This is a genomic window from Desulfurobacteriaceae bacterium (genome assembly GCA_039832905.1).
Classification (GTDB): Bacteria; Aquificota; Aquificia; order Desulfurobacteriales; family Desulfurobacteriaceae; genus Desulfurobacterium.
Genome location: JBDOLX010000094.1, coordinates 1 through 12,350, shown reverse-complemented (window position 1 = coordinate 12,350; position 12,350 = coordinate 1). Strand labels below are relative to the sequence as shown.

The following is a 12,350-nucleotide window of genomic DNA, read 5'->3' as shown; positions in this document are numbered from 1 at the left end:
AAAGGAAGAACAAAGTGAAAAAATTTTCTTCGTTTTGGCTGTAATTCATTTTATTTTCTATGCTGCTAATTTTAATAGCAGAAATTAATGCTTCCAGTCCACTTATTATAAGAATCTTATAGGATATAGGAGCTTTAAAAAGAAGATCTGCAGAGGAAGTCTTTAGAAAAATTTAGCAAGAAAGCTTAAAGATGAGTAGATAGGGTTGATAAGTTTAAGGCTGAAAAATTTCTTTAGAATAAGAAAATGGCGGGGACGACGGGACTCGAACCCGCGACCTCCGGCGTGACAGGCCGGCGTTCTAACCGAGCTGAACTACGTCCCCAAGAATGGTGGGCGGAACAGGGATCGAACCTGTGACCTCCAGCTTGTAAGGCTGGCGCTCTCCCAGCTGAGCTATCCGCCCAACTTGTTGTAGGGATAATATAGGAAAGTAATATTTCGGTGTCAAGGGGGTAAGTTGGAAACTCTTGCATTGTTCTATTGGATTATTGTATTATTAGATTTGCTATGAAATGGTTAAGAAAAGCCTTTTCTTTAAATTTTTACATAAAAAAACTTCAGGAACTGAAAGGTTCGCCAGAAGAAACAGCAAAAGGTTTGGCACTTGGAGTTTTTATTGGCTTTCTCCCTATAAACGGATTTCAAGTCCTTATTGCAGTAATACTTGCAACTTTAACAAGAGTAAACAAACTTGCAGCAGCTATTGGAACTCACGTAACAAACCCATGGACTACAATTCCTGTTTTGATAATAGACTACTACCTCGGTTGCTACATTTTAGGAAAGAAACCCTGCTTTCCAGATATTGATCTAACCTCCTTTCATAGTATTGTTTCCTGTGGAAAGGAAATCATTGCCCCAATGTTTATCGGTGGAGTAGTTCTAGGACTTATTTTTTCAATTCTCTCCTACTTCGGCATAAAGAAATTCTTAGAAAAAGAAGTCTCTGCAATCAAAAGTTATGCAAAAAAATTGACTGAATAGGTTAAAAACTTGCTACTTCACATATATGCCTAAAGTCACACCAACGACAGTTTAATTCACAAGGTGATGGCGTAAGTTCCTCAAAGGTTTTTCCTAAAAATTCTTCCTCAATATTCTCTATAAGTGGAACAAGTTTTATCTTAAAGGCTTTTAAGTCCTTCTCAGTAAAAATAAATCTATTTACCGTTCCGTATCTTACGTTGTGAACCTCAAGGGCGAACCTTTTAAATTGAGGGTATTTACTGCTTGCAAGAAGAGCATACCACCTAAGCTGGGTCTTCAGCTTGTTGTTAAATTCTCTATTTCTATTTGTTTTGTGATCCACTATGTAAAGGGTATCTCCTTTGGAAAATACAAAGTCAAGCTTTCCCCTTAAAAAAGCATTTTTTGACTCAAAATCTTTCAGGATATTAAAATCCTTATCTATTGCAAGCTCAAGTTCTGAAGCGAAAATCTCACTATCCACAGCCCTTTTTAGCTGACCATTTACAAAACGTAAGATATTCGGGAAAAACTCTGTAATTTTTCTTAAATCTGCCAAAGGTTCTTCTTTCTTAAAGTTTTCCGCAAAGTAAAAGAGTAAATCCTTGTTTAAGGGTCTTTCTCTTTTAAATGCCACTTTTAAAGCGTTTTCTAAAACAAAGTGAACGCCACTACCAAGAACAAGAAAATCGGCTTTTTCTACTGGTTCCTTCTTTTCAACATAGTTCCAGTAAAACTCGTATTGGCATCTTTTCGCTTTTTGAACTTTAGAAAAAGACCAAGGACGAAGATGGGAAAGCTCTATCCTTGGTCTTGCATCAAAGAGAACTTTATCCATTCAAAAGCTCCCTTATCTTTGCTTCAACATCAACAGCTTTTACTTCAAACCTTCCGCCTGTCTTTCTTACTTTAATTTCAACTATTCCATCAGCAGCTTTTTTGCCAACAATTACCTGAAAAGGAATACCTATAAGGTCAGCATCTTTAAACTTAAATCCTGGACGGGCGTTTCTGTCATCAATCGCTACGTCAAAACCTTTTACCTGAAGGTCTTTATAGATGTTTTCCGCAAGGTTAATAATTTCTTCCTTCTTAACGTTTGTAGGAATAACCACAATTTCAAAAGGTGCAATTTCAAATGGCCAGATTATTCCATCCTCATCGTGATTCTGCTCAACAGCGGCAGCCATTACCCTTGTAACGCCTATTCCGTAACATCCCATAACCATAGGTTTCTCTTTTCCATTTTCATCAACAAAAGTTGCATTCATAGCTTCACTGTACTTTGTTCCAAGTTTAAAGATGTGTCCAACTTCTATTCCTCTTTTTTCCACTAAAGGTTCCCCACACTTTGGACAAGGATCGTTCCCTTTAGCCTCTGAAATATCCACAAACTCCTTAACTTCAAAGTCTCTTCCCCAATTTACATTCTTAAGGTGGTAATCCTTTTCTCCAGCACCTGCTACAAAGTTAACCATTGGAATAACAGAATAGTCAGCAAAAACAGGAATATTTAAACCAATTGGAGAAAGGAAACCTTTAGGCTGTCCTGTGTAATTTTCTATTTCTTCATCGGTTGCAAGTCTTATTTCTTTCCCACCAAAAAGTTTTTTAAGTTTAAGTTCGTTTACTTCTCTATCTCCTCTTAAAGCTAAAGCAACTGCTTTACCATCAACAATGTACAAAAGAAGTTTTAGTATATTTTCCTGAGGTGTGTTTAAAAAGGAAGAAACTTCTTCTATCCTTTTAACATTTGGGGTATGAACTTTCTCAATGCTTTTAAACTCTTTCTCTCTACCTTTTGGAGTATCGGGCTTTCTTTGCTCTGCCTTCTCGGTACTTGCAGCATAACCACACTTTTCACAGTAAACAAGCTTTCCTTCTCCAGTATCTGCTAACACCATAAACTCGTGGGAAAACTTTCCTCCAATTTCTCCTGTATCAGCTTCAACGGCTTTAAACTTAAGTCCCATTCTTTTAAATATCCTTGAGTAAGTTTCATACATATTCCAGTATTCTCTTTCTGCATCTTCATCGCTCGTGTGGAAAGAGTATGCATCTTTCATTATGAACTCTCTTGCTCTCATAAGGCCAAAACGGGGACGAATTTCATCTCTGAACTTTCTTCCAATCTGATAAAGGTTAAGAGGAAGATCTTTGTAAGATTTAACTTCCTTCCTAACAAGATCCGTTATCGCTTCTTCAGCAGTTGGACCAAGGGCGTAATCCCTTTCGTGTCTGTCTTTGAACTTTATCATCTCCTTACCGTAAACATCCCATCTACCACTTTCTATCCAAAGTTCCGCTGGATGCATTATTGGTAGAATAACTTCCTGAGCACCCGCTTTGTTCATTTCTTCTCTAATAATTTTTTCAATCTTTAGAAGAACCTTAACTCCAAGCGGTAGAATATCGTAAAGTCCAGACGCTTTCTTTCTTATAAAACCAGCACGAACCAAAAGTTTATGACTTGGAACCTCCGCGTCCTTTGGAGATTCTTTTAAAGTTGGTATAAATGCTTTTGAAAGTCTCATAGTACCTCCTTGACTTATCCACAGAGTATCTGTAATCTTTGCTTGCCCTAAATTAACTTTATGTAGGTTTCTTGCTATGAAAATTCTACACGTTAACACAGAAAAAGGATGGAGAGGAGGAGAACAACAGCTATTCTACTTAGCTAAAGGACTCTCGAAGTTTGGAATAAAATCTGTCGTTGCCTGTAAAGTCAATGAAGAACTTGAAAGAAGGTGTAAAGAAGAAGGCATAGAGACAATTCCCCTTTCTGGAAATCAATTAGAAGATATAACAAGAATATCTATCATTGGAAGAGAATTTGACATAATTCACGCACATTCTGCAAAAACTCACACAATAGTAGCCTTTTCTAAAAAGTTTCACAAAAGAAAGGTTGTATATACCCGAAGGGTTGATTTCGTTCCCAAGAATAATTCATTAACAAAGCTAAAGTACAAATTAACAGACAAAATTGTTGCTATCTCTGAGTGCGTAAAAAATATTTTAAAGGAAAATCTAAAGCTTGAAGAAAATAAAATAGAGGTTATTTACTCCTCAGTTGATCCGAAAGTTGAAAAGTCTTTAAACTTTGAAAAGGTGAAGGAAATAAGAAGAGAGCTTAATGGAACCCCAATAATTGGTTCTGTTGCTGCTCTAACGGATCAGAAAAACATCCCCACTTTCATAGAAAGTGCCAGCTTCGTTTTGGAGAAGTATCCAAATGCAAAGTTTTTAGTACTAGGAGAAGGTAAAAAGAGAAAAGAACTTCAAAATCTTATAGAAAAAAAAGGACTTTCTGGAAAATTTTACCTTTTAGGTTTTAAAAGAGAAGTTGTAAATTTTGTGAAAGCTTTTGACGTTTTTGTTCTTCCTTCAGATTACGAAGGACTCGGAAGTTCCATTCTGATTGCAATGCTTCTAAAAGTACCTGTGGTATCAACGGACGCCGGCGCAACAAAAGAGATCGTTTTAAACAAAGAAACCGGTATCTTAGTCCCTAAAAGAAATCCAGAAAAGCTGGCAGATGGAATCATTAAAATGATAGAAGACAAAGCTTTACGAGAAACTTGCACGAAAAACGCTTATAGGATGGTTAAAGAGAAATTTACCGTGGATAAAATGGTAGAAAAATACGTAAAGCTCTATGGAGAGGTAGTTTAAGGTGGATATCTTTTGGGACAAATGCCTTTCTGATATAAAAAAGGAAGTAAAGCCTCAGCTTTTTAAAACAATGTTTAAAGATTTAAAGCTTGTTTATATAGATTCAGAAGTAGCTAAAATAAAGGTAAGTGATAGAATAGTAAAAGAGTACTTAGAGAAAAACTACCTCCCCTTGATAAAGAAGATCATATCAAAACACATTGGAAAGGAAATTGAAGTAAAAATACTACTACCGGAAGAAGTCCATAAACCTTTGCAACTAGAACTAAATCTTTTCAAGGAGTCCAAGAAAGAAAAAATAGAGTCCAATCTTAATCCGAAATACACTTTTGAAAGTTTTGTGGTTGGTGCAAGCAACCAGTTTGCCCACGCTGCAGCTGTAGCAGTAGCAGAAAACCCTGGAAAAGCTTACAATCCGCTTTTTATCTACGGTGGAGTAGGCCTTGGAAAAACACACCTTATGCAAGCAATAGGAAACTTCATAAAGAGTCGTTCCCCTTCAAAAACAGTAGTCTACATTACAACAGAAAGTTTCATGAACGAACTTATAGAGGCTTTAAGAAACGACAAGATGTCTGAATTTAGAGAGAAATACAGAACAGTTGATGTTCTTTTGATGGACGATATTCAGTTCATAGGTGGCAAGGACAGAACCCAGATTGAATTTTTCCACACTTTTAACTCCTTATATGAGGCAGGTAAACAGATAGTTCTTACAAGTGATAGACCTCCTAAGGACATTCCTACATTGACAGATAGACTAAGAAGCCGCTTTGAGTGGGGACTAATAGCAGACATACAACCTCCAGATTTTGAAACGAGAATAGCAATTTTAAAGAGAAAAGCTGAGGAAGAAGGAATTGATGTTGACGATAACGTTTTAAAACTCCTTGCCACTATCATAAAATCAAACATCAGACAGCTTGAGGGGGTTCTTGTTAAGCTTAAAGCAAAGTCTGACCTTGAAGGAAAGCCAATAGATGAAAAGCTTGTAAAAGAAATGTTTCCAGATGGAAAATACGTCAAAATTCCTAACCCATCAAGACCTCCAGTAGCGATAGACAGAATAAAGGAAGCAGTATGCCAATCTTTTGGAGTTTCCATTAAGGAAATAGAGGGAAGCAGTAGGAAAAAACAGGTAGCTCTTGCAAGACAGGTTGCAATGTATTTACTTAGAAAACTTGGAAACTTTTCCTATCCAAAAATCGCATATGCTTTTAATAGAAAAGATCATACAACAGTAATGCACGCTGTTGAAAAAGTAGAAAAACTCCGTTATGAAGATAGGGAATTAAGCCTTATAATAGAGGAACTAGAGAAGAGGTTAGAGGATGATTTACAATTGCTTGAGTAAGTTATCCACAGGATTGTGGATAACTTCTGTGGAAAACCCTGTGGATAACGATGTGGATAATTTAAAACCTGTGGATAATTACGAAAGAATTTTGAGTTATCCACAATCCAAAAGTTATCCACAACATTATCCACAAGAGTTATCCACAATTTCCACAAGCAGGAAAACGTTGAAAGTCAACAACTTTTCAAAGTTATCCACAATTCCACAGCCTATACTATTATTAACTATTATTACTACTTATAATTAAGAATTATTATGTAGGAGGTTAAAGAATGATAATAAGGATTAATAGTAGTAATAATATTAAAGAAGCCGCGAAAAAAATTTTTTCCGCTGCCGACAAAAAAGGAACAATCCCGATCCTCTCTAACTTCTTGCTTGAAGCTGAAGGGAATAGTCTAAAGCTAACTGCCACAAACCTTGAAATTGGAGCATCAGTCATTGTTGAAGACTGCGAAGTTGTTGAGGCAGGAAAAACCACCGTAAACGCCCAAAAGTTCACAAAGCTTATTTCTAATCTTAGCGATATGGAAATGGAAATTTCCTTAAACGAAAATAAACTCTTAGTTAAAACTGCAAAGTCAAAGTTCTCTTTAGCTACCCTAGAAGCTGAGGAGTTTCCAGAAATTACCGTTCCAGAGAATTTTGACATCGCTATACCTACGGATGAGTTTGAAAAAGCGATAAAGAAAACCGCTTATGCGGCAAGTAAAGACGAAGCACGCTACATCTTAACGGGAGTTTTCTTAAAGTCCTTTGGAGACAAACTTCATGCAGTTGCTACCGATGGACATAGACTTGCTCTCTACGAAATAAAGGTGAATGCCCCAGAGTTCCAAGCACTTATTCCAAGGAAAGCTATTTCGGAAGTTAGAAAAATCTTAAAAGATGGGGATGAGGTCCTCTTAGCGCTTTTAGAAAACAAGATCTACTTCAAAGTAGGCAATACTCTCATGTGGAGTTCCCTAATAGAAGGTGAATATCCAGACTACTTAGCCGTTATTCCAGGAAGCAATCCTTTGTGTGTGGAAGTTGATAAAGAAGAACTACTCAGTGCTTTAAAGGAAATCTCTGCGATTTACGACAAAGAGGAAGTTAGGGCAGTAATAGTCAACCTTACAAGTGGAAACATGAAGCTTACAGCTAAAAAGCTTGATGGAGAAGTAGATGAGGAGGCAGAAGTAATCTTGCCAGCTGATTACAGCCAGGATGAATTTGAAATAGGCTTTAACATTAATCACCTTCTAGAGTCTGTGTCTTCTTTTGACGAAAGTCTTATAAAGATTTACATGGATAGTCCAACTTCACCGGTTCTTGTTGTGGGAGACGAAGAACCGCAATTAAAAAATGTGATTATGCCTATGAAGGTGTAATGGGAAGAGTAAAGACTATTCCTAACTTTTTGACCATTCTTAGGATAGCTTTTCTTCCTTTTATCGTGATTTTCATTGTGAAGAAGAAACTTTCACTAGCCCTTTTATTTTTCATCATTAGTGCAATTACTGACTTTCTTGATGGATATATTGCGAGAAAGAACGGTTGTATTACAAACCTTGGTATTCTACTTGACCCTATTGCAGATAAGCTTCTTACATCTTCAACCCTTATTTCCTTAGCTTACGTTAAGATGTGCGACCCCTTTTCCGTTATCTTGATAGTTGGTAGAGAAGAAGCTGTTACTGGAATGAGGGCAATAGCCGCAACAAGAGGCTTAGTGATACCTGCATCTTATGGAGGAAAGATAAAGACCTTCTTAATTATGGTTTCCATTACTTTGCTTCTTGCAGGAGAAAAGTTCTTAGGAGAGATTCTGCTTATCATTTCTGCTATTGTTGCAATATACACTGGCGTTTTATACTTTGTTAACTTTCTTAAAGTCTTAGGAGAAGAAAATGGCTAGTTTACTTTTCGTAGTAGCTTTTCTTTTAGGATCAGTTCCTTTTGGATACGTTATAGGAAAGCTAAAAGGTGTTGATGTAAGGAAACACGGAAGCGGAAATATCGGTGCTACAAATGTTTCGAGGGTCTTAGGAAAAAAGTGGGGTGCCTTTGTTCTTCTTTTAGATGCTTTAAAAGGTGCACTGCCTACTCTAATTACTAAAGCTTTAGGTTATCCTCTTGAGTATCAACTAATGGTTGGACTTTTTGCAATTTTAGGTCACTGTTTTTCTCCATTTTTAAAGTTTAATGGAGGAAAGGGAGTAGCTACTGCTTTGGGAGTTTTTCTTGTTGTTTCCCCAAAGGCAACACTATTTGCGGCGGCAGTTTTCTTTTTCGTGTTTTTCCTTACAAGGTATGTTTCTTTAAGTTCTATAACAGCAGCACTTTCCTACCCTACAATATTTAGATTTGTAGAGAATCCTTCTAAGCTTTCGTTACTCTTAGTATTGCTAGCAGCTTCTGTTATTGTTGTGAAACACTATTCAAACATCGTTCGTCTTTTAAAAGGAGAGGAGAAGAGGTTTAAGTGATGGAGTTGAAAGCATACTTAAAGGAGAGGAAAGAACTTATAGATAACGAACTTCTGAAATACCTTCCTTCTTTTCCAGAGTTTGGAAAAAAGCTTTATGAAGCAGTTTCTTACTCTCTGACTGTTGGGGGAAAGAGATTAAGACCTATTCTCTGCCTTGCCGGTTGTGAAGCGGTTGGTGGGAATTTTGAAGATGCGATAGTTCCTGCTTGTGCAATAGAGATGATTCATACTTATTCTCTGGTTCACGATGATTTACCGGCTATGGACAACGACACTTTAAGGCGTGGACATCCGACAACTTGGGTGAAATTTGGAGAAGCGACAGCAGTTTTAGCTGGAGATGCCCTTTTAAATAGGGCGTTTGAGGTTTTAGCAAACTGGGATTTTGATTGTGAGAGGAAAGTTAAAGTAATTCAGGAAATTTCTGAAGCTTCAGGAATGCTTGGAATGGTTTTAGGCCAGCAGTGCGATTTAGATGCGGAAAATAGGAACGACGTATCTTTAGAAGAACTTCTCTTTATGCACAAGAATAAAACGGGAAGGCTTATTACAGCTTCAGTTGTAGCAGGTGCTATTACAGGAGGTGGAAAGGAAGAGGAAATAGAAGCTTTAAGAACCTATGGAAATAGTATAGGACTTGCTTTTCAAATAATAGATGATGTCCTTGACGTTGTTGGAGACCAAGAGAAACTTGGAAAGAACGTAGGATCAGATATTGAAAAAGGAAAAACTACGTTTGTAACTTTCTTTGGTGTAGATGGTGCAAAAAAGAAGGCAAGAGAAGAAGTAGAAAAAGCGATTGCTTCCTTAGAGATTTTTCCAAGAGAAAAAGTAGAACCTTTAGTTAAGATTGCTGAATTTATTGTTGAGAGAGAGTACTAAATATGTGGGGTAAAGAGTGGTTCTTGATAAGGTAAATACACCAGAGGATTTAAAAAAGCTTTCCATAGAGGAACTAAAACTACTTTCTAAAGAAATAAGAGAGTTTATCGTAAAAGTTGTAAAAGAAACTGGAGGACATTTAGCTTCTTCTTTAGGGGTTGTTGAGTTAACAATAGCACTTTTAAAAGTCTTTTCTCCTCCAAAAGATGAGATTGTCTGGGACGTTGGACACCAATCGTATCCTTACAAAATATTAACTGGTAGAAAAGATAAATTTCCCACTTTGAGGCAGTACGGTGGAATTTCCGGTTTTCCGTCAATAAAGGAAAGTGAGTATGACGCTTTTGGAACTGGACACAGTAGCACCTCTATTTCTGCAGCGCTTGGCTTAAAGATAGGTAAGAATTTTAAGAAAGAAAAAGGGCACGTTATAGCAGTAATTGGAGATGGTGCTTTAACTGCTGGGGAAGCGTATGAAGGTTTAAACAACGCAGGACATTTAAAAGAAGACCTAATTGTAATCCTTAACGACAATGAAATGTCAATTTCCAAAAACATAGGGGCAATATCAAGCTACCTGACAAAAATAACAACAGGAGAAAACTTTAGAAAAATAAAAGAACGTCTTGAAAACTTAGGTAAAAAGGTATTTGGGGAAGGTTTCTATAAAAAACTAAAAAGAGTTGAAGACTTAGTTGTAAAGGGGCTTTTTCCACCAGGAATGCTTTTTGAGGAACTTGGTTTTAGATACATTGGACCTATCGATGGACACGACCTTGATACGCTTATTACCACCTTAACAAACGTTTCCAAAATGAAAGGTCCGACCCTTGTTCACGTTATTACTAAAAAGGGAAAAGGATTTGAACCAGCAGAAAGTAAGCCTGAAAAGTTTCACGGAGTTTCTCCTCAAAAAAAAGACAAAAAGGAAGCTGAAAAGTCGATACCAACTTACACAGAGATTTTTTCAAAAACTTTAATCGAAATAGCTAAGGAAGATAAAGATGTTGTTGCAATAACAGCAGCTATGCCTACTGGAACTGGTCTTGATAAGTTTAAGGAGGTTTTCCCTGATAGATACTTTGACGTTGGAATAGCAGAACAGCATGCCGTTACTTTTGCCGGAGGATTAGCAAAAAAGGGATTAAAGCCTGTTGTTGCAATATATTCAACCTTTTTACAAAGGGCATTTGACCAGATAATCCACGATGTAGCTTTACAGGAACTTCCGGTAATTTTTGCAATTGATAGGGCAGGACTTGTTGGAGAAGATGGGGCAACTCACCACGGAGTGTTTGATCTTTCTTATCTAAGAATGGTGCCAAACGTTATAGTTTCAGCCCCAAAGGATGAAAATGAGTTGAGACATCTTCTTTATACAGCAATGAAATCTTCTAAACCTTTTGCCATTCGCTATCCACGGGGAAGAGGATATGGAGTTGATACTACTGAACCTTTAAGCGAAATTCCTATAGGTTCTTGGGAGGTTTTTAAGGAAGGAAAAGATTTACTTATTCTTGCTACCGGCTGGACAGTCTATCAAGCTTTAAATGCTGCTTTGGAACTTGAGAAAGAGAAGGGGATTTCAATAACAGTAGTTAATGCAAGATTTATAAAACCCCTTGATGAAGATCTTTTAAAAGAACTTGCTGTAAAACATGAAGTTATACTTACTGTTGAAGAGAACATGGTAAGCGGTGGTTTCGGTTCTGCAGTAAACGAATTTCTATCCTCTTGGTATTCTGGAATAGTTTTTAACTTAGGACTTCCTGATAAGTTCATAGAACACGGAAAACAGGACTTTTTGAGACATCTTGTAGGTATAGATAAAGAGGGGATAAAGAGGTTTATTTGTAATCATATTTAGTTTTAGTATAATTCAAATTAAGATAAAAATTAAATTCTTAAAAGGAGGGTTGGGGATGTTAAAGAAGCTTCTTGACTTCAGGTTTGAAACTTTTATTACTCCTTACATTTTGGGGGCTGTTTTAGGCATTCTTTACATTGTAGCAGTTTTAGGATGGTTAGGATACCTGTTTACTGGTGATGGTTCTTTTATAGAGAGATTAATTTTATTGGTTATTGGTTTACCTTTATCTATTGTGGGAATTAGAGTTTGGGTTGAAAGTATAGTTTCTATAGTGAAGATAGCAGAAAACACTTCAAAAATTGTAGAGGAACTTGAAGCATTTAAAAAATTGAGAGATAAGTAATTTACTTTGAGGATATATTTTGTGATTCAAACTGAATGGTTGCCCTCCTAGTTTCAATTTTAGGAGGGCAAGGATTTTATTTTCTTTCAAATCTTTTTGTTGATAGTTTTCCTGCAAAGAAACCAATCAAGATAAAGATTACTATTGGAATGACTAGAACTAAAAGAATGAAAAATCCTAAGATAGTTATAAGAATTGGAAGTAGAACTTTTGCCACTAAGTAAAGAAGGAAAATTGCAAGCAATATCCAAAGAACTGTTGACAAGTTTGATAAGTTTTGCATTGTTTTCTCCTTATCCGTAAATGTCATGGCTTCCTATGTCAATTAGGACAATTCCCTTTTCAGTTATTGCAAATGTCAAAATTATTCTATAACTCATGGTGATAGAAACTGAATATTTATCTGAAAGTTTTCCTTTTAGCTTATGGAGTCTTAAAGATGGATGAGAAGGGTTTATTTCGAGTAATTTTAATACTTTCTTATATCTTTCTACTAATTCAGGGTGCCGTTTAATGAATTTTTTCTCCTTCTTTAAGTAGCTTTCTGTGAAAATCAGTTTGTACTTACTCAAATTCCAAGCCTCTCAAAGTGTTCTTCTGCCGATTCGACGATATATCTTCCTTCTTTCAAATCCTTTTCAGCTTCTTCTATAGCCAAAGTTTCATTCCACAATCTTTTTTTATCGCTTGGTAATGGAAATTTCTCATGTGCAATCATATTGGCTATTTTTATCCCTTTCTTTAAGGCATATTCTTTTATATATTCCTCATCACTTTCATT

Annotated in this window: 14 protein-coding genes and 2 tRNA genes; 9 read left to right on the top strand and 7 right to left on the bottom strand. The window is 36.4% G+C overall.

Annotated elements, in window-relative coordinates; translation table 11 throughout:
* Positions 1–247: 247 nt before the first annotated feature.
* Positions 248–325, bottom strand: a tRNA-Asp gene (locus ABGX27_07100).
* Positions 326–330: 5 nt separating this feature from the next.
* Positions 331–406: transfer RNA gene (locus tag ABGX27_07095), tRNA-Val, on the bottom strand.
* Between the two features lie 104 nt (positions 407–510).
* Between ABGX27_07095 and ABGX27_07090 the strand changes: the two genes are divergently transcribed.
* Positions 511–987, top strand: coding sequence for a DUF2062 domain-containing protein (locus tag ABGX27_07090; GenBank protein MEO2069260.1), 477 nt, complete (start codon positions 511–513; stop codon positions 985–987).
* A 1-nt stretch (position 988) separates the two neighbouring features.
* Here the strand turns inward: ABGX27_07090 and ABGX27_07085 are convergent, their stop codons facing one another.
* Both ABGX27_07085 and ABGX27_07080 read right to left on the bottom strand, forming a co-directional pair.
* Complete coding sequence (locus ABGX27_07085; GenBank protein MEO2069259.1) at positions 989–1,807, bottom strand: PD-(D/E)XK nuclease family protein; 819 nt, start codon at positions 1,805–1,807, stop codon at positions 989–991.
* Entirely contained in the window at positions 1,800–3,503 is a 1,704-nt protein-coding gene (locus ABGX27_07080) for a proline--tRNA ligase (GenBank protein ID MEO2069258.1), read from the bottom strand. Before ABGX27_07080 ends, ABGX27_07085 begins: the two co-directional genes overlap by 8 nt.
* Before the next feature lie 76 nt (positions 3,504–3,579).
* Between ABGX27_07080 and ABGX27_07075 the strand changes: the two genes are divergently transcribed.
* The 8 genes from ABGX27_07075 (at position 3,580) to ABGX27_07040 (ending at position 11,569) form a co-directional block, all read left to right on the top strand.
* Positions 3,580–4,644: a glycosyltransferase family 4 protein gene (locus tag ABGX27_07075; GenBank protein ID MEO2069257.1), complete on the top strand. Its 1,065-nt coding sequence runs from the start codon at positions 3,580–3,582 to the stop codon at positions 4,642–4,644.
* 1 nt (position 4,645) lies between these two features.
* Complete coding sequence (gene dnaA / locus ABGX27_07070; protein ID MEO2069256.1) at positions 4,646–5,998, top strand: chromosomal replication initiator protein DnaA; 1,353 nt, start codon at positions 4,646–4,648, stop codon at positions 5,996–5,998.
* Positions 5,999–6,273: 275 nt separating this feature from the next.
* Positions 6,274–7,374, top strand: a complete 1,101-nt coding sequence (gene dnaN / locus ABGX27_07065; protein ID MEO2069255.1) for a DNA polymerase III subunit beta — start codon at positions 6,274–6,276, stop codon at positions 7,372–7,374.
* Positions 7,374–7,901, top strand: a complete 528-nt coding sequence (gene pgsA, locus ABGX27_07060) for a CDP-diacylglycerol--glycerol-3-phosphate 3-phosphatidyltransferase (GenBank protein ID MEO2069254.1) — start codon at positions 7,374–7,376, stop codon at positions 7,899–7,901. Before dnaN ends, pgsA begins: the two co-directional genes overlap by 1 nt.
* Positions 7,894–8,472: a glycerol-3-phosphate 1-O-acyltransferase PlsY gene (gene plsY, locus ABGX27_07055; GenBank protein ID MEO2069253.1), complete on the top strand. Its 579-nt coding sequence runs from the start codon at positions 7,894–7,896 to the stop codon at positions 8,470–8,472. Before pgsA ends, plsY begins: the two co-directional genes overlap by 8 nt.
* The gene (locus tag ABGX27_07050) at positions 8,472–9,356 is read left to right on the top strand and encodes a polyprenyl synthetase family protein (GenBank protein ID MEO2069252.1); all 885 of its coding nucleotides are present in this window, start codon (positions 8,472–8,474) and stop codon (positions 9,354–9,356) included. Before plsY ends, ABGX27_07050 begins: the two co-directional genes overlap by 1 nt.
* A 16-nt stretch (positions 9,357–9,372) precedes the next feature.
* Entirely contained in the window at positions 9,373–11,223 is a 1,851-nt protein-coding gene (gene dxs / locus ABGX27_07045; protein MEO2069251.1) for a 1-deoxy-D-xylulose-5-phosphate synthase, read from the top strand.
* A gap of 55 nt (positions 11,224–11,278) precedes the next feature.
* Entirely contained in the window at positions 11,279–11,569 is a 291-nt protein-coding gene (locus ABGX27_07040; GenBank protein MEO2069250.1) for a DUF4282 domain-containing protein, read from the top strand.
* Between the two features lie 76 nt (positions 11,570–11,645).
* On the opposite strand, the gene ABGX27_07035 is transcribed toward ABGX27_07040, so the two are convergent.
* From ABGX27_07035 to ABGX27_07025, 3 genes are all read right to left on the bottom strand, one after another.
* Positions 11,646–11,852, bottom strand: coding sequence for a hypothetical protein (locus ABGX27_07035; protein MEO2069249.1), 207 nt, complete (start codon positions 11,850–11,852; stop codon positions 11,646–11,648).
* Positions 11,853–11,862: 10 nt separating this feature from the next.
* Entirely contained in the window at positions 11,863–12,141 is a 279-nt protein-coding gene (locus ABGX27_07030) for a plasmid stabilization protein (GenBank protein MEO2069248.1), read from the bottom strand.
* Positions 12,138–12,350: hypothetical protein (locus ABGX27_07025; GenBank protein ID MEO2069247.1), on the bottom strand; the 213-nt coding region annotated here is incomplete at its 5' end. The genes ABGX27_07025 and ABGX27_07030, both read right to left, overlap by 4 nt.